The 18,506-nt window shown below is 63.0% G+C and carries 21 protein-coding genes; 8 read left to right on the top strand and 13 right to left on the bottom strand.

What is annotated here, in order from left to right; translation table 11 throughout:
- The first annotated feature begins 3 nt into the window (after positions 1–3).
- Positions 4–1,356, top strand: coding sequence for an oxygen-independent coproporphyrinogen III oxidase (gene hemN / locus G489_RS0117080; RefSeq protein WP_029042535.1), 1,353 nt, complete (start codon positions 4–6; stop codon positions 1,354–1,356).
- A gap of 3 nt (positions 1,357–1,359) precedes the next feature.
- Here the strand turns inward: hemN and G489_RS0117075 are convergent, their stop codons facing one another.
- Complete coding sequence (locus tag G489_RS0117075) at positions 1,360–2,058, bottom strand: DUF4336 domain-containing protein (RefSeq protein ID WP_029042534.1); 699 nt, start codon at positions 2,056–2,058, stop codon at positions 1,360–1,362.
- 146 nt (positions 2,059–2,204) lie between these two features.
- Between G489_RS0117075 and G489_RS0117070 the strand changes: the two genes are divergently transcribed.
- Positions 2,205–3,794 carry an L-aspartate oxidase gene (locus tag G489_RS0117070; RefSeq protein ID WP_029042533.1) on the top strand — a complete coding sequence of 530 codons (1,590 nt, stop codon included), beginning with the start codon at positions 2,205–2,207 and terminating at the stop codon, positions 3,792–3,794.
- Between the two features lie 29 nt (positions 3,795–3,823).
- Positions 3,824–4,225 (top strand): hypothetical protein, encoded by a 402-nt coding sequence (locus G489_RS0117065; RefSeq protein ID WP_155889430.1) that lies wholly within the window; start codon positions 3,824–3,826, stop codon positions 4,223–4,225.
- Positions 4,226–4,626: 401 nt separating this feature from the next.
- On the opposite strand, the gene G489_RS0117060 is transcribed toward G489_RS0117065, so the two are convergent.
- Positions 4,627–5,460, bottom strand: a complete 834-nt coding sequence (locus G489_RS0117060) for a TerC family protein (protein WP_029042531.1) — start codon at positions 5,458–5,460, stop codon at positions 4,627–4,629.
- Positions 5,461–5,704: 244 nt separating this feature from the next.
- On the opposite strand from G489_RS0117060, the gene G489_RS0117055 reads away from it, so the two are divergent.
- Entirely contained in the window at positions 5,705–6,133 is a 429-nt protein-coding gene (locus tag G489_RS0117055) for a GFA family protein (protein WP_162142450.1), read from the top strand.
- A 21-nt stretch (positions 6,134–6,154) separates the two neighbouring features.
- Here G489_RS0117055 and G489_RS0117050 read toward each other — a convergent pair whose 3' ends face one another.
- From G489_RS0117050 to G489_RS22080, 9 genes are all read right to left on the bottom strand, one after another.
- The gene (locus G489_RS0117050) at positions 6,155–7,036 is read right to left on the bottom strand and encodes a c-type cytochrome (protein WP_029042529.1); all 882 of its coding nucleotides are present in this window, start codon (positions 7,034–7,036) and stop codon (positions 6,155–6,157) included.
- A 118-nt stretch (positions 7,037–7,154) separates the two neighbouring features.
- Positions 7,155–7,559, bottom strand: a complete 405-nt coding sequence (locus G489_RS0117045) for a thioredoxin family protein (protein ID WP_035873255.1) — start codon at positions 7,557–7,559, stop codon at positions 7,155–7,157.
- 22 nt (positions 7,560–7,581) lie between these two features.
- Positions 7,582–8,298 carry a cytochrome c biogenesis CcdA family protein gene (locus tag G489_RS0117040; protein WP_210162627.1) on the bottom strand — a complete coding sequence of 239 codons (717 nt, stop codon included), beginning with the start codon at positions 8,296–8,298 and terminating at the stop codon, positions 7,582–7,584.
- 98 nt (positions 8,299–8,396) lie between these two features.
- A complete protein-coding gene (locus G489_RS0117035; protein WP_029042526.1) occupies positions 8,397–9,356 on the bottom strand; it encodes a carbohydrate kinase family protein in 960 nt (319 codons plus the stop codon).
- Positions 9,357–9,359: 3 nt separating this feature from the next.
- The gene (locus G489_RS0117030) at positions 9,360–10,736 is read right to left on the bottom strand and encodes a TRAP transporter large permease (protein ID WP_029042525.1); all 1,377 of its coding nucleotides are present in this window, start codon (positions 10,734–10,736) and stop codon (positions 9,360–9,362) included.
- On the bottom strand, positions 10,733–11,347 hold the full coding sequence (locus tag G489_RS21255) for a TRAP transporter small permease subunit (RefSeq protein WP_051332772.1): 615 nt from the start codon (positions 11,345–11,347) through the stop codon (positions 10,733–10,735). Before G489_RS21255 ends, G489_RS0117030 begins: the two co-directional genes overlap by 4 nt.
- Before the next feature lie 78 nt (positions 11,348–11,425).
- Positions 11,426–12,526, bottom strand: coding sequence for a TRAP transporter substrate-binding protein (locus G489_RS0117020; protein ID WP_029042524.1), 1,101 nt, complete (start codon positions 12,524–12,526; stop codon positions 11,426–11,428).
- Between the two features lie 203 nt (positions 12,527–12,729).
- Positions 12,730–13,920 carry an FAD-dependent oxidoreductase gene (locus G489_RS21250; RefSeq protein ID WP_035873252.1) on the bottom strand — a complete coding sequence of 397 codons (1,191 nt, stop codon included), beginning with the start codon at positions 13,918–13,920 and terminating at the stop codon, positions 12,730–12,732.
- Positions 13,917–14,528, bottom strand: a complete 612-nt coding sequence (locus tag G489_RS22080) for a TetR/AcrR family transcriptional regulator (RefSeq protein ID WP_029042523.1) — start codon at positions 14,526–14,528, stop codon at positions 13,917–13,919. Before G489_RS22080 ends, G489_RS21250 begins: the two co-directional genes overlap by 4 nt.
- Positions 14,529–14,851: 323 nt before the next feature.
- On the opposite strand from G489_RS22080, the gene G489_RS0117005 reads away from it, so the two are divergent.
- Entirely contained in the window at positions 14,852–15,415 is a 564-nt protein-coding gene (locus G489_RS0117005; protein ID WP_051332797.1) for a VOC family protein, read from the top strand.
- Here G489_RS0117005 and G489_RS0117000 read toward each other — a convergent pair.
- The gene (locus G489_RS0117000; RefSeq protein ID WP_155889439.1) at positions 15,412–15,792 is read right to left on the bottom strand and encodes a RidA family protein; all 381 of its coding nucleotides are present in this window, start codon (positions 15,790–15,792) and stop codon (positions 15,412–15,414) included. The genes G489_RS0117005 and G489_RS0117000 overlap by 4 nt on opposite strands.
- Positions 15,793–15,982: 190 nt before the next feature.
- Between G489_RS0117000 and G489_RS21240 the strand changes: the two genes are divergently transcribed.
- From G489_RS21240 to G489_RS0116985, 3 genes are all read left to right on the top strand, one after another.
- Positions 15,983–16,570, top strand: coding sequence for a tetratricopeptide repeat protein (locus tag G489_RS21240; RefSeq protein WP_051332771.1), 588 nt, complete (start codon positions 15,983–15,985; stop codon positions 16,568–16,570).
- Positions 16,571–16,580: 10 nt separating this feature from the next.
- Entirely contained in the window at positions 16,581–16,886 is a 306-nt protein-coding gene (locus G489_RS0116990; RefSeq protein WP_029042520.1) for a GNAT family N-acetyltransferase, read from the top strand.
- A 158-nt stretch (positions 16,887–17,044) separates the two neighbouring features.
- A complete protein-coding gene (locus G489_RS0116985) occupies positions 17,045–17,737 on the top strand; it encodes a nitroreductase family protein (RefSeq protein ID WP_029042519.1) in 693 nt (230 codons plus the stop codon).
- A gap of 23 nt (positions 17,738–17,760) precedes the next feature.
- On the opposite strand, the gene G489_RS0116980 is transcribed toward G489_RS0116985, so the two are convergent.
- A complete protein-coding gene (locus tag G489_RS0116980) occupies positions 17,761–18,420 on the bottom strand; it encodes a DUF4396 domain-containing protein (protein ID WP_051332770.1) in 660 nt (219 codons plus the stop codon).
- Between the last annotated feature and the right edge of the window lie 86 nt (positions 18,421–18,506).

Below are 18,506 nucleotides of genomic sequence, written 5' to 3'. Positions count from 1 at the left end.
GCCATGGACAAGACCCTCGCTCAATATGCTGAACGGCGCGTCCCGCGCTATACCAGCTACCCCACCGCCCCGCATTTCAAACCGCAGGCGGACGACACCCGCCACCGCCAGTGGCTGGGTGCCCTCGACACGCGGGCGCCGGTTTCGCTTTACCTGCATATCCCCTTCTGCCGGGAAATCTGCTGGTATTGCGCCTGCAACATGAAACTCTCGCGCCGCGACGGACCGGTGCTCGCCTATGCCCGCGACCTCGCCCGCGAGATCGACCTCGTCGCCGACGCGCTGCCGACAACGATGACGGTGAGCGAAATCCACTGGGGTGGCGGCACCCCGACCGCCATGCCCCTGCCGGCCCTGATCATGCTGACTGGCCAGCTTCAGGACCGGTTCGATATCCGCCCTGATGCGGAGATCGCGTTCGAGCTGGACCCGCGCACCTTCGAGTTCGAGATGGCGAGCGGCCTGGCTGAACTCGGCGCCACCCGGGTGTCTCTGGGCGTGCAGGAGTTCGACGCCGAGGTGCAGCAGAGCATCAACCGCATCCAGCCTTATGAAACCGTGCGCGACGCGGTGAAATGGCTGCGCGACGCCGGCATCGAGGGTATCAATTTCGACCTGATGTACGGTCTGCCCCATCAGACCCGCGACAAGCTTCTGTCCTCGATCGACAAGGCGCTGAGCCTGGCTCCGGACCGCATCGCCCTGTTCGGCTATGCCCATGTGCCATGGATGGCCAAGAACCAGCGCCTCGTCCCCGAGCAGGCCCTGCCCGATATCGACGCGCGTTATGAACAGGCCGAAGCTGCCGCAACGGCGCTGACCGATGCCGGTTATATCCGCATCGGGCTCGATCACTTCGCCCGCCCCGGCGACAAGATGGCCGAAGCAGCGAAAGCAGGCACGCTGCGCCGCAATTTCCAGGGCTACACCATCGACCGCGCCGATACGGTCATCGGCATGGGCGCGACTTCGATTTCGGGGCTGCCCGGTGCCTATGTCCAGAATATCGGCGAGACCGGTGCTTATGGCCGGGTGGTCGCGGAAGGCAAATTGCCAACCGCCAAGGCCGTCGAGCTGACCGCCGACGACAAGCTGCGCGCCCATGTCATCGAACGGCTGATGTGCGACCTGACGGTCGACCTGGCCGAGGTGACCGACAGCCACGGCGCGCGCGCCCACTATTTCGGACCGGAACTGGCCGCCTGTTGGGCCTTTGAAAAAGAAGGACTGGTGACCATCGAAGACTGGACGGTCACCGTGACTGAACGTGGCCGCACCGCCCTCAGGGTCATCGCCTCGACTTTCGATGCCTATATGGCCAACCAGCCCGAAGGCCGGCATGCGAGGGCCGTGTAACCCTCAGCGCATCAGCCACCCGAACGCATGGCGAAGAGCGGTTTGCGCGTTCTCGACGACCGGTTCGCCATGCGCCATGACCAGCTTTTCGCTGGGCCAATCGAGCACCTGTTGGGCGTTGGCGCGGGCCTTGGCCTTATCGCGGAAGCCGGTGCGGAACTTGCGCGGCACCTCCGGTTCTTTCGCTGTCATCAGATCGAGATTGGCAATAATCGCGCGCCAACCGCCAAACCAACCCTTGGGCAGATGCTGGATCAGGTCGGTCACGAGGACGGTGGCACTCTTGCGGTGCAGGAACACCGCCTCGGTTGCCAACGCATTGTGGAACAGCACATGGTCGATCTCGCCGCTCCATTCATCAAGCGGCTGCGCGCCGAGTTCCACATCGATGGTGAGATCGGGCCGCTTCTTGGCGAGCCCCGGAACGGCGACGATTTTCGCGTTCGGATATGCCGCTTTCCAGTCGCCGATCGAAAGGTGATGCAGCGAATTGGGCGCCACAAGCCAGGCGACCTGTCCCAGCCCCATCACGGCAGCGCTGAGTGAAGGCGTCAGTGCCACCGGCGACCAGACGACAAGCCTGCCACCCGAAAGCCGGATCACCGCCATGCGGGTCGGATAGCGAAAACCGAGGGCAGCCTTGATCACCGGACCCTCGGCCAGCCAGATGTCTTCACCGAAAGCAATAAGGGGATCTTCCACGTCTGGCTCCTTTGCCGATGCCGATCGACCCTAGAAACGGGCGCTCTCAGGCGCAAGGGTGGCATCCCGCCGGACGCGCAAAAGGGTGACGCCTGCCGCAAATGGCGTTACAACACGGCCTCTTAGGGGTTCGGGCGGACACTTTTATGACCATTTACGACAACACGCTGAATGCGGATGGCGCGCTGATCGTTGGCGCAGGGCTGGCAGGGCTGTTCTGCGCTCTCAAGCTGGCGCCGAGACCGGTCACGGTCCTCTCCCCCAAACCGCTCGGTTCGGGCGCATCATCTGCCTGGGCACAGGGCGGGGTGGCCGCCGCTGTGGGCCCCGGTGACAGCGCCATCGCCCACGCCCAGGACACCGCCAAGGCCGGGGCCGGGCTCGTCGACCTCAAGGTCGCGCAATCCGTCGCCCAGGAAGCGGCCCAGCGCATCGAGGACCTTGCCCGCTGGGGCACCCCCTTCGACCGCGATACCGAAGGCCATTATCAGCTGTCCCGCGAGGCGGCTCATTCGGTCAATCGCGTGGTTCGCGTATCCGGCGACCGCGCCGGCCGCGAGATCATGGCCGCGCTGATCGACGAGGTGCGCCGCACCCCCTCGATCCGTGTTGTCGAGGGCATTACGGCGGTTGATCTCGCCCGCGCCGATGGCCGGGTGATCGGGGTTTATTGCCGTAAACTCGGCGACCGCTATGTCGAACCGGTCTTCATCCGCGCCCGCGCCACCGTTCTGGCCGCCGGCGGCCTGGGCGGGCTTTATGCGGTCACCACAAATCCGCCGGGCGTGCGCGGCCACGCCATGGGCATGGCGGCAAGAGCTGGCGCCGTGATCGCCGACAGCGAATTCGTCCAGTTCCATCCCACCGGCATGGCCGTGGGGCGCGACCCGGCCCCGCTTGCCACCGAGGCCCTGCGCGGCGAAGGCGCGATTCTCGTCAATGATCTCGGAGAGCGCTTCATGCTCGATGTGCATGAAGACGCCGAACTGGCACCGCGCGACATCGTCGCCCGCGCCAATTTCCGCCAGATCCAGGCGGGAAGGAAGGTGTTCCTCGATACGCGCGAAGCGCTGGGCGAACGCATCCTGACCGCCTTCCCCACCGTTGCCAATTACTGCGCGGAGGCCGGCATCGACCCGGTCACCGAGATGATCCCGGTCGCCCCGGCGGCGCATTATCACATGGGCGGGGTCAAGGTGGACGAACGCGGCCGCTCTTCGCTCGCCGGGCTCTGGGTTTGCGGTGAAGCAAGCTGCACCGGCCTGCACGGCGCCAACCGCCTGGCCTCGAACTCGCTGCTCGAGGCCGTCGTTTACGGTGCCCGCATCGCCGAGGACATCTCCGGCCTCGAACCCATGCGCGCAGCCCTGCCGCCCTTCCCCGGCATCGAATGGGACGAGGAAAAGGGCGAGGAAGCGGAAAACATCCTCCGCAATCTCGAGGCGGTGCAGCAGCTAAGACGCATCATGACCGACCTGGTGGGCGTGGAGCGCAACGGGGCGGGCCTGCGCACCGCCTTGCGCGGGATCGCCACGCTTGAGGCCCATGCCCAGAAGGTCACCCGCTCCTATCTCAACATGACCGTCTCCGCGACCCTTGTCGCCGCCGCTGCTTTGAAGCGGACCGAAAGCCGGGGCGGGCATTTCCGCACCGATTTCCCCGACAAGAACCCCGACTTCCGCGATCACACCGAGATGACGATCGAGGAAGCATTGGAGATTCGGGCGGAGGCGTAGAACCTCATGTCACAGCAATGGCGCCACTCATGACCCGATTGCAGACATTTGGCCTAATCGCCCTCGTCATCCTTGCTCTCCTTGTCGGCCGCTTCCTCTATTCCGCCTTTGCCCTAGGCCTGCTGTTCCACCCGGAAACCAGATACCTCTATGATCAGCGTAACGCGCGGCACGGCACAGTCATCGATCTTGTTCCGGACCTCTTCGAGATCGGCGAATCCAGGAAGTCGGTTGTGTCTCGGCTTGCCACTGCCGGTTTCGAACCGTGGACCGGATTGCGGGAACCGCGGCCCGGCAATTCAGCACTGACCTTTCACATATCTGCCGGGTTCGATGTCGCCTGTCGCATCGATTTCTTTGTTGATGTTGAGTTCGATATCGACGGCAAGCTGACGGCCGCCGAAAACAGACGTAGCGGCGGCTGTCTGTAACTCCCCTGCGTCTGCCGGCCGACAGGCTCTGAATGGGCATCCATGATGAGGCGACAAGCGGGTGTCGGTCGATCCGTTTTGCGGGCTCTAAACTCGCCGCGAGGCCTTATGGACCCTCGGGTTAAGCCCGAGGGTGACAAGATGATTTGAAGCCCCCTTTCGAGGGTCGCGTCCATGGCGCTCCCGCCTCAGGATGAGGCCTCCCCAGGCCACCCACAAACTCAGGCCCTCACCCTGAGGTGCGCAGCGAAGCGAAGCCTCGAAGGGCGAGGGTGGCAGAGTCGGGAAATCTGTTCTGAATGCGCCTCCGATACTCTCCCGTCATTGCCCGGTTCACCCGGGTAATCCAGAAGGTGAAGACCACCCGAACAAACCGGGTGGCGACGCGAATTGGGTAGCCCCTACTCCCCTTTTGCCGGCTCGAGCTTTTGCGCCTTGGCGGCCTTGGCCAGCGCCGCCTCATGCTTGCGCTCGGCGAGCAGCTTGTTCTTGTAGCGCGACTGGACGACATCGACCGCCACCATCACGAACAGGACGAGATAGAAGGTCGATTTCGCCATCGGCAGCACTTCGAAGCCGAACAGCTTGAGATGCGCCAGATGCCCGCCTTCGGACACCAGCAGCACGCCGACGAGCAAGAGGATGAACAGGCCCAGCACCTCATACATGCGGTTGCGGTCGAGGAATTCGGCGACGTAGTCGGCGAGCAGCACCATCAACGCCCCGGAGGCGAGAATCGCCACCGCCATCACCCAGAACACATCCGAGAGCGCGATCGAGGACAGGATCGAATCGAAGGAAAACACCATGTTCATCGAGACGATCAGGAAGATTGCCGCACCGACACTGCGCCGGATCGCCGTGTCCTCATGCGCGAAATCGGGCTGACCGATCATGTGGTAGATTTCCTTGATCGCGGTATAGAGGATGAACCCGCCCCCGATCAGCACGATGAAGGCGTGGACGTTGAAATCCCCCTCGACGATGCCCGTCATATGCACCGAGAAGAACGGCGCCTCGAAAAGCTGGATCGCCTGCAGGACGACAAACAGCAGGATGATCCTCAGCCCTATGGCGACCATGATCCCCATGCGCCGCACAAAAGCCTGCCGCGATGGCTCGACGCGCTTCGATTCAAGCGAAATGTAAAGGAGGTTGTCGAACCCCAGCACTGCCTGCAACACGACCAGCATGGCAAGGGTGAACCAGTTTTCGAGATTGAGCAGGCTTTCCATTCCGGCCTCCGGCAAGCGCTAACGGGGACACCCAAAAGACCCGAAACCGGCGAAAGGCTCAACCCTTTGCCGGCGCTTTTGCGAAAGCCGGTCTATCTGGTTAACATCTTCGCGAGTAGCGCGACATCCTGGTTAACATCTTCGCGAGTAGTGCGACATCCTGGTTAACAACTTCGCGAGTAACGCGACTTCGGGCCGGCGTTGGGGTACCGAGGCAGAACCAATGCGAGGGGAGAGGAACGCTATGTCAGAGGAACGAAGAACGGGAGCATGCCTGTGCGGCGCGGTGACCTTCACGGCATGCGGCGAACCGGTGATCGTCGCCAACTGCCACTGCACCGTTTGCCAGCGGGTCACTGGCGCCGGCCATTCAACCGGCGCGATGTATCCGCTCGATCAGCTCGAACTGACCGGCACCACATCTGAGTTCGACGTCGAGGGGGCCTCAGGTGCGACCGTGACCCGAACCTTCTGCCCTGCCTGCGGTAGCCCTATCCATGGCCGCAACACGGGAATGCCGGGCTTTGTGACTATCAGTCTGGGCCTGTTCGACGATCCGGGCAGTTTCACCCCCGAGGTGACGGTTTTCGCCCGCGACCGGATCCGCTGGGATCAACTCGATCCAAACACCGAAAGCTTTGAGACCCAGCCCGACTGGAAGCCAGACAGCTAATACTGACCGCGAATTGCGGCGCTAGTCCGTGTCGAGCAGGTAGGCGGCGACCGCCTCGAGATCCTCGTCCCGCCACTGCGAGGTCGAGAATTCTATGACTTCGCCCATGGCACGCCCGAGCACATCGAAGCCGGGGGTGAAACCGGTCTTGAGCGTGTCGACGAGCCCCGGCATGTCATAGCCCCCTTCTTCGAGTGACGCCTTGTCGATGCCGGGCACATTGCCGGCCGGCGTGCCCGACGAGCCCACAAGCCCGAGATTGGCCTCGCGCGCGCCGAGCGGATTGCGCGGCGCATGGCAGGCGGCGCAATGAGCGGGTCCATTGACCAGATAGGCGCCCCGGTTCCAGCGCTCGGAGCGCGACGGGTCAGGCTCGAACCGTTGCGGCGCAAAGAACAGGTTCTTCCACCCCGCCATGGCCAGCCGGATATTGAACGGAAAACCGACCTGATGCGGCTCAGAGGGCGTGGCGACCGGGTCTTCTTCCATCAGCGCCGCATAGAGATCGACCACGTCCTGATCGGTCATCAGCGTGTAATTGTCATAAGGGAACGAGGGGTAATAATGCTTGATCCCCGGCCCTTCCCCGACAGACAGCGCGCGGGCGAAATCGGCGAGCCGCCAGCTCCCGATCCCGGCTTCGGGATGCGGGGTGATGTTGGGGGGAATGAAGGCGCCGAAAGGGGTTTCGAGCGGCGCACCGCCAGCCAGTCTCTCGCCATCATTCTTAGTGTCGGTGTGGCAGGTGACGCAACCGGACACCAGCATCACATAGGCGCCGCGTTCCGCATCGGCGGTGAGCGTCAAATCGCGTTCGGGACCGCCGACCGGCTTGAGCAGGAAGAATGCCGCACCGATGCCGATGATGATGAGAATGACGAGTATCGAACGCCAGCGCCGCATGAATGCACCTCCTGCCTGCACCCGGATGAAACCAGTCAAGCAACAAGGGCGCAAGCCAAAGCCCGCGCCCCGGGACTAAATCTCGCGTGATCGGAGGGCTTTGGCGCGAAGGCGTCGATCAGAACGCCTTGTCGAGAAGGCCCCTGATTTCACCCTCACCGGTCTGCGCGACAATGCGGCCCAGCTCGGTCTCACCCTTGAAAAGCACCAGCGTCGAGCGGCGCGGGATCTGCAGGTCGGCGACGAGCTGCGAGCGGCGATAGGTATCCCAATCGACCCGGATCACCTTGATCGCATTGTACTTGCTGTCCGAAGCGTAAAGGCCTTCGACCACCCGCTCCTGCGCCCGGCATGTGGTGCACCACGTGGCGTAGAAATCGAGCAGGTATGGCTCACCCGAGGCTTCGGCAGCAGCCAGAACGTCCTCGGAATAATCGGTGTAGCTGTAATTGGCGAAGGCCAGCGGAATGGCGGCGAAGGCCAGGATCAGCGCCAGTGCGCTGCGACGGAGAAGACGGGTCATTTCAACCTCCTTGGGGTTTGTGTCAGATCGCGACGGACAAATCGGTGAACCAGGCCGGAAGCGTTTCCAGCGCCCAGAACTCGATCAGCTTGTCGACGTGAAACCAGATCCCGAGCCCGACCAGAATGAGGGCGATGCCCATCATCGGCCGCGCATAGGGCATGAGCGCCATCAGCCGGTCCCGGCGGGCGCGGATCAACTCGCGCGAACCATAGCCGAGCGCCAGAACGATGGCTGCGGATCCGAGCGAGAAGAACGCCATGATCAGGAACGCCCAAAAAAGGCTTTCACCCTGGCTCGCCAGCGCAATCGCGCCGCCAAGCGTGGGTCCGATACAGGGCGACCACACAAGCCCGAGCAGCGCGCCGGAGGCGAACTGGCCAAAGACGGTGTTGCCTTCCACCGCGCCGATGGCCTTGTTGCCGCCCCCGGCAATGCCGGCCGTGGCCCGGGCGAAAGCCGCGCTGGCCTGCGGCACCACCAGCACGGCGCCGAAGGCGATCATCAAAATGGCGCCGATAGCCGAAATGTCCTCGGTCTGCAGCCCCAGCCCCTGCGCAAAGGCATAGGCGCCGAACCCGAACAGGGTGAAGCTCGCCGCAAGCCCGCCCGCCAGCGCCAGGGGTCCGAGCGGATGCTTGGAGACCGACCCGGCAAGGATGATCGGCACCAGCGGCAAGACGCAGGGGTTGATGAGGGTCAGCACCCCCGCACCAAAGGCAAGCAGCAACTCGATCAAGCGTCCAATCCTCGGGCACGCGTTTCACTCATGCCCTGAGATACGTCAGTGCAGGCGAAACTGCGTCACAAGGATTGTCAAATGGACGTGAGGGCGCGTCAGCCAGCCGTGAACACCGCATCGACCTCGGTACGCGAGGGCGGGTGGCACCCTGTTCTGGCGCAATTGAGCCCGGCGACCACGGCCCCGAACTGAAGGATTTCGTGCAGCGCATCGGCGGACAAAGCATCAAGCGCGGAATGCGCCAGCGCACCGCGTTCGCTCAGGGCAGCCAGCACCCCGGCCATCAGGCTGTCCCCGGCCCCGACCGTATCGCCGAACTCCGCCGGGGCGTAGACCGGCACCTCGACCTTGTAGTGCCCATTATAGGCCACCGAACCCTCGGCCCCTCGGGTGACGACAACCAGCCCGCAATTGCGGCGACCAAGGAGATTGCGGGCATGCGCCGCCATGTCCTTATCCGGATCGAGCACTTCGAGGTCTTCATCGCTCAATTTGACGAAATGCGTGATATTGAAAAACCGGTTGAGCCGGGCGCGATAGGCGGGAAGGTCGCCGGCAAGCGCCGGCCTCAGATTGGGGTCCATGGTGATGAGCGCGCCACGTTTCATCGCTTCGGCGGCCAGGTCGAGCCATATATCTGCGTCCCTTTCGGTGACCGCGCAAAATCCCCCGAGCTGGAGAACACGCGGACGGGCGGGCAGCGCGGCAATCAGCCCCTTCAGCGTGAAATCGCTGTCCGCGGTGCCATTTCGATAGAACTGGTATTGCGCCTTGCCTTGCGGATCGAGCGTCACGACCGCAAGCGTGGTCGGCGCAGAACTGCGCGCCTTGATCAGCGGCGCAACCCCGGCCTCCCGGAGCGGGTTGAGCAGCAATTCGCCGAACCCGTCGGTCGAGAATGGACAGAGAAACCCGGTATCCACCCCGAGTTTCGACAGCGCGATGGCGCAATTGTAGGGCGAACCGCCCGCATGCGCTTCCATGGTGAGCACGCCCTCCCGCCCGCCTTTGGCGGGCAGGAGATCGACTAGGCTTTCGCCGGCGACAACGATCATGATTTACCGGAACAACAGATTGGGCAGCCAGGTGACAATGGCAGGGAACATCCAGATCAGGGCAAGAGCAATGATCTGGATACCGATAAACGGCATGACCCCGCGATAGAGATCCCGCGTCTGGAAATCGGGTGGCGCCACCCCGCGAAGATAGAACAGCGCGAACCCAAAGGGCGGCGTCAAAAAGCTGGTTTGCAGATTGATCGCCACCATCACACCGAGCCAGAGCGGGTCATAACCGAGCGCGATCAGGATCGGCCCGACAATCGGCACCACGACGTAGATGATCTCGATGAAATCGAGGAAGAACCCCAGAACGAACATCAGGATCATCACGAGCAGCAGCGCAGAGAACGCCCCGCCCGGCAGATGGCGCAGGAACTCGGCGATAACCGCGTCACCGCCAAAACCCTTGAACACGGTCGAGAACAGCCCGGCCCCGATGATGATCATGAAGACCATCGAGGAGATCTTCACGGTCTCAAGCCCGACATCGCGGAACATCAGCCAGTTGAACCGCCCGCTGATCGCGGCCAGAACGAGCGCACCGATGGCGCCGACTGCTGCCGCCTCGGTCGGCGTGGCAATGCCACCCAGAATGGAACCGAGCACCAGAACGATCAGGATCAGCGGCGGCAACACAGCCTTGAAGATCGGGAAGAAAGCCGGACGTTCAGTGCCTTCCTGCAGCGAAGGCACGGTCTTGGGCCTGATGAAGGTCTGAAGGACGACCCAGGCCAGGTAAAGCCCGACCAGCAGCAGGCCCGGGAGCAGCGCGCCGGCGAACAGGTCGATGGCGGTTACCGGCTCGGGCACGAGGTCACCGCGCAGCATGGCCGCATCTTCATTGACCCCCTGCAGGATATTGGCCAGCAGGACCAGAACGATCGAAGGGGGAATGATCTGCCCCAGCGTCCCCGAGGCACAGATGATACCCGAGGCGATGCGCGGCGAGTATCCGGCCTTGAGCATGATCGGCAGGCTCATCAGCCCCATGGTGACAACAGTCGCCCCCACAATACCGGTGGAGGCGGCCAGGAGCGCGCCAACGATCACCACCGAAATGCCAAGCCCGCCCTTGAGCGAACCGAACAGCTTGCCCATGGATTCGAGCAGATCGCCCGCAATGTTCGAGCGCTGCAGCACAACGCCCATATAGACAAACAGCGGCACCGCCACCAGGGACTCGGTCTTCATGGTCGTGAAGATCCGGGTGGCGGCGAGATTGAGAAACAGCGACGGGCGCATCATACCCAGTTCCGCCCCGATAAAGGCGAACAGGAGCGCCGACCCGGCCAGGGTCAAGGTGACGGGAAAGCCCAGGATAAGGACGAGGATCGTCCCCCCGAACATCACGAAACTCAGGAGCTCGGGGGTCATGTCATCGGCTCCTCGTCCGCCTGCGGCAGGACGCGCGCATCGCCCGTGATCAGGGTCTCGATGGATCGAATCGCCAGTGAGACGAACTGCAGGCCCAGCAGCACCGCCATGGCGGGAATGCCGGCCTTGACCACATAAAGCGCAGGAATGCCCCCGGCCTCCGGCGAGGTCTCGAGGCTCGAATAGGAGCGCCAGAAGAAGTCGATGCCCTTGGTGTAGAACAACCACATCACCGGTAGCGCAAACACCAGTGTACCGATCAGATTGACCGCCGCCTTATAGCGCGGCGAGGCACCGGCATAGATCAGATCGATCCGCACATGCCCGTCATGCAGCAGCGTGTACCCCGCGCCCAGAAGGAAGATATAGGCGTGGGTGTAGATATAGGTTTCGGTCATCCACGGCTCGCCCAGATTGAAGACGTAGCGCAGGACGACGACGAGAAAGGTGTTGAGGACCAGCACCAGGCAAAGCCAGGCCATCACATGGCCGACCACGGCGTTGATGCGGTCGATCACCGTTGCGATCACGCGAAGAATAAACAGAAGCGCTCCCCCGCCCTGTGGCACCGCTGATGTGGCCGGCCGGTTGTGGCCCGGTTTGTCGGCCACGCGGCACGTGGCAAACCGTGGCGGCACGGGAGCGCCGCCACGAAAAGCGGGACGCGGTTACCCGCGCCCCATGTCCGATCAGATCGTCGAGAAGTTCGCCGAAGTGCGGGCCTGCATGAACTTGCCCTCGGAAATCCCCGACCACTCGACCATGGTCGAGCGCCAGCTGACGAGCGAGTTGTACAACTCGGTCGCCTCGGGCGAGGACTTGGCACGCTCGGAAAGAACGTCCGGCGTGCGTTCGCCGATTGCCTGCAGCAACTCGTCCGAATAGGGCAGCAGATTGACATCGTGCTCGTTGACCAGGGTCTGCAGCGCGGCGTTGTTCACCGCCTGGAACTGGCTCAGGATCCACAGATTGGTCGAAGCAGCGGCCCGTTCCACCGCGGCACGCGACTGATCGTCCAGCGCTTCCCAGGCGGCCATGTCGAAGAAGCCGTCAAGCACGGTCGCCGGCTCGTGCCAGCCCGGATAGTAGTAGTTGTTGACCACGCGGAAGAAGCCGGCGCCAAGGTCAGCCGCAGGGCCGATCCACTCGGTGCCGTCGATCTGGCCCGAAGTGAGGGCCGGCAGCGTGTCGGAACCCGACAGCAGGATCACGTTGACCCCGAAGGTCTTCAGCACTTCACCGCCCAGCCCCGGCATGCGGAACTTGAGGCCGGAAAGGTCATCGACCGTGTTGATTTCCTTGGCGTACCAGCCACCCATCTGGTTGCCGGTGTTGCCCATGGGCAGGAACTTCACGCCGAGCGGGTTGTAGGCGAGCTTGTCGGCCATCGCGATGCCGTCGCCGTAATAGAGCCAGGCATTCTGCTCCTGCACGTTGAGCCCATAAGGCATGGCCGCCACGAACGAGATCGAATCCGACTTGCCTTCCCAGTAATAGGGGGCGCCGTAACCCATCTGCGCGGTACCGGACTGGACCGCGTCCATGGATTCGAGGCCGCCGACCAGTTCACCGTCGTGATACGGCGTGATGACCAGCTTGCCATCGGTCATGGTCTTGACGTCTTCGGCGAATTTTTCGAGCGCCGAACCCAGAAGGCCGGCGCGGCCGAAGGCCGAGACGCAGACCCATTCTGTCATCCCTTGCGAAATGGCGGGCGTCGCCAGCGCTGAGGCGCCAGCCGCACCAGCCGTAACAGCGGTCGCGGATTTAAAGAAATCGCGTCTTTTCATGTATTCCTCCCTGTTTCACACCCAAGTGAAACCGAACGGTTCTCAGCTCAGGCGTTCGCCTCGCAGTAAACACACCGGAATGAAAAGCGGCAAGGCCGGAATCGCTTTCGCAGGCCGTCACGCACAATCGGTTGGACGGCTTGCTCTTTTCTCAATCGGGCCGGCTCCGGGATGCCTTCCTTTTGACAGCGCAAATCCCTTGATCAGAGCGAGAATCCCTTGGCACTGGGCGCCAGCAGCGGACCAATGAGGCGCGACAGGCCCGGCAGGTTCAGGATCCGCAACACGATATGGCGAATGGTGAGCCCGAAGGCTGTTTGCGGCGCGAACCAGGATGCCGCCTGCCGGCCTGCCTTCTGCTTGTCGAGAATGTCCGGCATCAACGCGGTCTCGAACGCGGCAAGCCCCTGATCGATCGCCGATCCGTCACCAAGCATCTCCGCCAGCGCCAGGGCCCCGCCAACCCCGAGCGAGGCGCCCTGCCCTGCCAGAAGGGTCACTGCCCAGGCCGCGTCGCCCAGCAGAACCACCCGCCCGTCATGCCAGCGCTCCATCTCGATCTGAGACAGGCTGTCGAAGTAAAGGTCATCGACCGTATCAAGGACTTGCAGGATGCGCGGCACATGCCAGCCGAGATCCCCATAGACACGTCGCAACTCCGCTTTCGGGTCTTCCGACGGCCGCTCTTCCTGTGCGCTGTGAACGAAAAACGCCGCCAGTTCGCCACGCGATTTGGACGCATCGCCCGAACGTTCGTCAAGCGGGTAGAGCCAGACCTGCCGACCCGGCAGGTTGAGTGCGCGCACCGCATCGCCGATCTCGCGGTGAAGGGCCTCGTCCTCGAAGACGAATGCGGCGGTGTGATACCCCAGAAATCGCGAAAACCCGGATTCGGGACCGAAAACCGAGCGCCGCACCGCCGAGTGCACGCCGTCCGCGCCAATGACGAGATCGGCCTCGACCTGACTGCCGTCGGAAAACTGCAGCACACCCTTGCCATCCTTGGACTGCGCACCTTCGGCCTTGTGCCCGTAATGCAGCGTCACCCCTTCGGGCAGCGCGGCATGCAGCACCTTTTCGAGATCGCCCCTCAAAAGCGAAATCCAGCGGTCGCCGGCAGCCTGCATGGCGTATTTGAGGTTGAGCGTCGACGCGGGCCTGTCATCTTCATTGACGAAGATCACATCATCGATCTTGAGTGCGTGTTGCCTGATGGCGGGCACAAGGCCCATTTGCTCGGCCGCATCGTAGCCCGGTCCGAAGAAATCGATGGCATAGCCCGAACTGCGTAGCCCGGGCGATTTCTCATAGACATCGACTGTCCATCCGCGCGCGGCGAGCGCGTTGGCTGCCGCAAGTCCCGCTATGCCTGCTCCAGCGATTGCTGCTTTCATGATCCTGCCTCCAGTTGCGCACAGGTCTGACGGGCGAACTCCTCCCACGCGGCCAGTGCCGCAGGCTTGCGGTCCGGGAAAAGGGCCACCTGCATGGCGAGACCGTCAAGCGTCATCAGTGTCAGCGCGGCAACGCGTTGCAACTGCTCGCGCGAGACGGGGCAATCGAGCAATTCGGCCATGGTGTCCGCGGTGGCTTCCTCGATTCCCGCAAGGGTCTGCGCAAGCCCGCTATGCAGTTCCGGGTTGAACAGAGACTGGGTGACAAACACCAGATAGGCATTGATCAACTCACGCTGCGCCTCGGCGATCGCCACAGCGTCGTGGCCCAACCGGATGAGCCAATCGCACAGGCTCATTCCATCCGGCGGCGTGATCACCGACATCTGCACGGCGAAGCTGTCGAATGCAGCGACGATCACCGCATCCAGCCCGTCGAAATGATGATAGATCGCGGCCTTGGACACGCCGGCTTCCGCAGCCAGCGCCGACGCCGTGAACCCGCTGGCGCCGCCCCGACCCAGCAGCTGGATCGCGGCATCGATGATGTCCGCGCGCGTGTTGCGCGGCGCGGTCAGCCGGCCCTTGAGAAATCTTTCCTCGGTCATCCGTTTCTCCTCGCTTGCCGCCCTCATCACCGGACGGACCCGTCTCGCCTACGGACCCCGGCTGGATCCGGGCGGCAAACCTGGGTCTCTTCGTTTGGCACATCTAATGCTGACCGAACGTTCGGTCAACCACAGGGCGAACGTTTTTTCCTCTGGGCCGGATTGCAGTTACCCTGGCTTGGCGGTGAAGATCGGCGGACGGAATGTTCGGCGAACCTGGCCTAATCGCCCCCGCCAAATGGCCTATATGTGTGAACAACGCGAAGGCAGCACCGGTTATGCGGCGCACGGCCATTCACCCGATATTCGAAGAGGACACGACAATGGCTGACCAGATCACGGCCACCACCCAGGGACCGGCCACCGGCATCGAAGCCCCCAATGCCCGCCCGATCCATCCCGAGACCCGGATCGGCCACGTTCATCTCAAGGTTGCCGACATCGACCGCGCGCTCGATTTCTATGTCGGCGTGCTTGGCTTTCAGCTGACCCAGCGCTTCGGCAAACAGGCAGCGTTCATCGCGGCAGGCGGCTATCACCATCATATCGGGCTCAACACCTGGGAAAGCCGGAACGCCCCGCCCCCGCCGCGCGGTACTACCGGGCTCTACCATCTCGCCATCCTCTACCCGAACCGCAAGGACCTGGCCGACGCGCTGATGCGGCTCATAGAAGCCCGCATTCCGCTTGATGGCGCCTCGGACCACGGGGTTTCCGAGGCCCTTTATCTGCGCGATCCGGATAACAACGGCGTCGAACTCTATTGGGACCGCCCGGGCGCCGAATGGCCGGTCGATGAAAAAGGTGAACTGGCCATGGTCAGCGACCCGCTCGATCTTGAAGGGCTGCTTGGCGAGCTCGGCGAACCGCGGCAGGCCGACCGCTAGGCTTCGGGCCGGCGCGCAATGAGATCGATCTCGACCAGCGCGTCGACCGCCAGGCCCGAGACCCCCACGCAGGTGCGCCCGGGAAGCTTGCCCGGTGTGAAGAACGCCTTGTAGGTCTCGTTCATGGCGGCATAGTCGCGCTTGAATTCTGTGAGATACACCCGGCAGAAGGTAACGTTCTCAAGTCCCAGACCGGCGCCCGCCAGCACAAGCTTCAGATTGTCCATCACCCGCCGGGTCTGCGCCTCTATGCCCTCGGGCAGCGGCGCATCCGGATCAGCGGGGTCTGTGGGCATCTGTCCGGTCACGAACAGCCATCCGTCGCACTCCACCGCATGGGAAAACGGCGCCACCGGCTGCGGCGCGCCCTCGATCATCATGTGAACCGGCATTCCCATCATCACTTCTCCTTGAAGGTTGGCAAGGGCGCCATGCTAGGTACGGACGCAACCACCTGACAATTCAGATGAAAACCGGACATGTCGCGTTGCTGCGCCGGTCCGGTTCGCCGATTGCCGGCAATTGCCAATCTCCGGACCCCGGCGCCATACTGCCTTCATGGTTCAAATGACCCGCCGCATCGCCACCCTGCTTGCCGCCCCTTTGCTGGCGCTGATCTGGCTCGGGGGCGTGGCGGCGACAGTCCAGGCCCAGCCAGCCGCGCCCTCACCCGCCTATGTCGACACCGACCGGCTGGATGCCCTTTTTGTCGAGCTGCGCAACGCACCGGACCCCGTGGCGGCCCGGGAAGCCGCCGACCAGATCTGGCAGGTCTGGCTGGCCCCAGATGATGAGGATCTTGCCCTCGCCATGAAAAGCGCCATCGAGGCCCGCTCCCGTGTGGGGCCCCGCGCCGCCATCGAAATGCTCGACCGGATCGTTGAGAAATGGCCGGACTATGCCGAAGGCTGGAACCAGCGCGCGACCATGCACTTCGTAATGGGCGATTATGATTTGTCGCTGGCCGATGTCGACGAGACATTGGCCCGTGAACCCCGCCATTTCGGCGCGCTCGCCGGTGCCGCGCTTATTCACTTGCGGCTCGGCAACCGGCAAAAGGCGCTCAACGCCATCGTTGATGCGCTCGAATATCATCCCTATCTCAATGAACGGACCCTGTTCCCCGAGCTCCTGGAACCGCAAACCCGGATTTGAGGCCTTTCTCATGACGACGACTGCACAAGATTCCACCGTCCAGCGCGAAAAGGGCGAACATGGCGGACGCTATGTGATCCGGCTCGAAAGCGACGACGAAGCGGTGATGACCTATAAGGACATGCCCGGCGACACCATCGCCATCGACCATACCTTCGTGCCGCCACGCTATCGCGGGCAGGGCCATGCCGAATTGCTGGTGCAAGCGGCCATCGACGATGCCCGCACCGAAAACCTGCGGATCATACCGGTCTGCTCCTATGTGGCAGCGCAATTCCGCCGCCACCCCGAATGGCGGGATTTGCTCGCCCCTTAGGGCACGGCAGTCGCGCCGGACCAACGATATTCGCAAGTTTCGCGCAGGCTTTTTCGACTTCTTGCATCTGATCGCTGCGCCTGGCAGCAAGGCTGGACAGAACTGCCCACCCCATGGCTTATTGCCCCGAAAATCGGATCCAATCGGAGGGGGCATCCATGTTCGCCAAGGAAAAGCTCAACTATCAGCCGGTCGCCCTGCCTGACCGTCATCACCTGACCGACGAACAGATGCTCGAAGAGGCCCGGGCCTTTCACACCTTCATGCAGCGCCGCCATACCGTGCGCGATTATTCGGACCGGCCAGTCGATCGTGCGGTAATCGAACACTGCATCGCGACCGCCGGGCTCGCCCCCTCGGGCGCCAACCACCAGCCCTGGCATTTCGTCGCCATTTCCGACCCCGCGGCCAAACACGAAATCCGCCTCGCCGCCGAGGAAGAGGAAAAACAGTTCTATGCCGGCAATGCAGGGGATGAATGGCTGAAGGCGCTCGAGCCGATCGGCACCGATGCCGACAAGCCCCATCTCGACATCGCACCCTGGCTGATCGTGATCTTCGCCCAGCGCTACGGCGTCTTTGAAGACGGTACGCGCTACAAGAACTACTATGTGCCCGAAAGCGTCGGCATCGCCACCGGCTTCCTGATCGCGGCGCTGCATCATGCGGGCCTGACCGCCCTCACCCATACGCCCAACCCGATGAAATTCCTCAACGGGCTGTGCGGACGCCCCGAATCCGAAAAAGCGGTCATGATCCTCGCCGTCGGGCACCCGGCGGAAGACGCCACGGTGCCCGCCGTGGCCAAGGTCAAAAAGCCCCTCGAAGAGATTCTGACAATCAAGGACTGACGGTCATGCGCCCGGGAGACCCATCAAGTCTCCGCGTGCTGGCGCGGATCCATCATCCCTTCCTTGATGCCGAAATGCAGTAGCGCGAGGTTGACCGGATAGGCGGCGGCCAGTCCGATCGTCAGTGACACGATCAGCGACGTCCAGAAGATGGGATCACCCATCCCTGCGTCGCCCGCAAGGGTAAGTTCGACCACGATGGCAACGATTTCCATGACGGCGATGCTCGGCGTTTCGGCATAGACCGCATCGCGGAACGCGTCGCGCAGCGACGTCCCCTCCTGAACAAGCGGGCCGACGGTCAGTGCGAAACCGGTCACATAGGCCAGAACGAAGGTGATCGCGGCCACCATCAGATTGCCCAGGGCCAAAAGTCCCGCGGCAATCAGCACCCCGGTGATCTCTCCCAGCCCGCACCCCGAATAGCAATGCGCCACGGAACGGAAGGCACGCCGCCAAAGTTTGTCATCCGGTATCGATTTGCGGCCCGTCAGCCAGTAGATGCCGAGCCCCACCGGCCCCGAATAGGCAACGGTCAGCCCCCAGACGAGCTTCATCAGCCCCATCAGATGGCTGTTGTTGCGCCTGAGATCGACAATCAGGATCGCAAGGCTCGGCACCATCAGGGCGGCCCAGCCGATCAGCAGATAGGGGTTGGAGAAGAACGCGCGCAGACCTTCCATCCTGAATGTCCTTTCAACCAGATCGAAACTCGACAGATCGGGGCGGCACACCTAGGTACCGCCCCGATCCACTCGTCAGTGCAGGA

Origin of the sequence: Cucumibacter marinus DSM 18995 (assembly GCF_000429865.1) — a bacterium.
Classification (GTDB): Bacteria; Pseudomonadota; Alphaproteobacteria; order Rhizobiales; family Devosiaceae; genus Cucumibacter; species Cucumibacter marinus.
Note: the sequence above shows the minus strand (reverse complement) of the source record. Positions and strands in the feature narration are given on the sequence as shown.

Bases quoted from the DNA above. Each gene is read 5' to 3' on its own strand.
- G489_RS21240 (WP_051332771.1), top strand. From the start codon at position 15,983: ATGACCCGCCGCATCGCCACCCTGCTTGCCGCCCCTTTGCTGGCGCTG.
- G489_RS0116985 (WP_029042519.1), top strand. From the start codon at position 17,045: ATGTTCGCCAAGGAAAAGCTCAACTATCAGCCGGTCGCCCTGCCTGAC.
- hemN (WP_029042535.1), top strand. From the start codon at position 4: ATGGACAAGACCCTCGCTCAATATGCTGAACGGCGCGTCCCGCGCTAT.
- G489_RS0116990 (WP_029042520.1), top strand. From the start codon at position 16,581: ATGACGACGACTGCACAAGATTCCACCGTCCAGCGCGAAAAGGGCGAA.
- G489_RS0117055 (WP_162142450.1), top strand. From the start codon at position 5,705: ATGTCAGAGGAACGAAGAACGGGAGCATGCCTGTGCGGCGCGGTGACC.
- G489_RS0116980 (WP_051332770.1), bottom strand. From the start codon at position 18,420: ATGGAAGGTCTGCGCGCGTTCTTCTCCAACCCCTATCTGCTGATCGGC.
- G489_RS0117045 (WP_035873255.1), bottom strand. From the start codon at position 7,559: ATGACCCGTCTTCTCCGTCGCAGCGCACTGGCGCTGATCCTGGCCTTC.
- G489_RS0117020 (WP_029042524.1), bottom strand. From the start codon at position 12,526: ATGAAAAGACGCGATTTCTTTAAATCCGCGACCGCTGTTACGGCTGGT.
- G489_RS21250 (WP_035873252.1), bottom strand. From the start codon at position 13,920: ATGAAAGCAGCAATCGCTGGAGCAGGCATAGCGGGACTTGCGGCAGCC.
- G489_RS0117005 (WP_051332797.1), top strand. From the start codon at position 14,852: ATGGCTGACCAGATCACGGCCACCACCCAGGGACCGGCCACCGGCATC.
- G489_RS0117065 (WP_155889430.1), top strand. From the start codon at position 3,824: ATGACCCGATTGCAGACATTTGGCCTAATCGCCCTCGTCATCCTTGCT.
- G489_RS0117000 (WP_155889439.1), bottom strand. From the start codon at position 15,792: ATGATCGAGGGCGCGCCGCAGCCGGTGGCGCCGTTTTCCCATGCGGTG.
- G489_RS0117070 (WP_029042533.1), top strand. From the start codon at position 2,205: ATGACCATTTACGACAACACGCTGAATGCGGATGGCGCGCTGATCGTT.
- G489_RS0117030 (WP_029042525.1), bottom strand. From the start codon at position 10,736: ATGACCCCCGAGCTCCTGAGTTTCGTGATGTTCGGGGGGACGATCCTC.
- G489_RS22080 (WP_029042523.1), bottom strand. From the start codon at position 14,528: ATGACCGAGGAAAGATTTCTCAAGGGCCGGCTGACCGCGCCGCGCAAC.
- G489_RS0117035 (WP_029042526.1), bottom strand. From the start codon at position 9,356: ATGATCGTTGTCGCCGGCGAAAGCCTAGTCGATCTCCTGCCCGCCAAA.
- G489_RS0117060 (WP_029042531.1), bottom strand. From the start codon at position 5,460: ATGGAAAGCCTGCTCAATCTCGAAAACTGGTTCACCCTTGCCATGCTG.
- G489_RS0117050 (WP_029042529.1), bottom strand. From the start codon at position 7,036: ATGCGGCGCTGGCGTTCGATACTCGTCATTCTCATCATCATCGGCATC.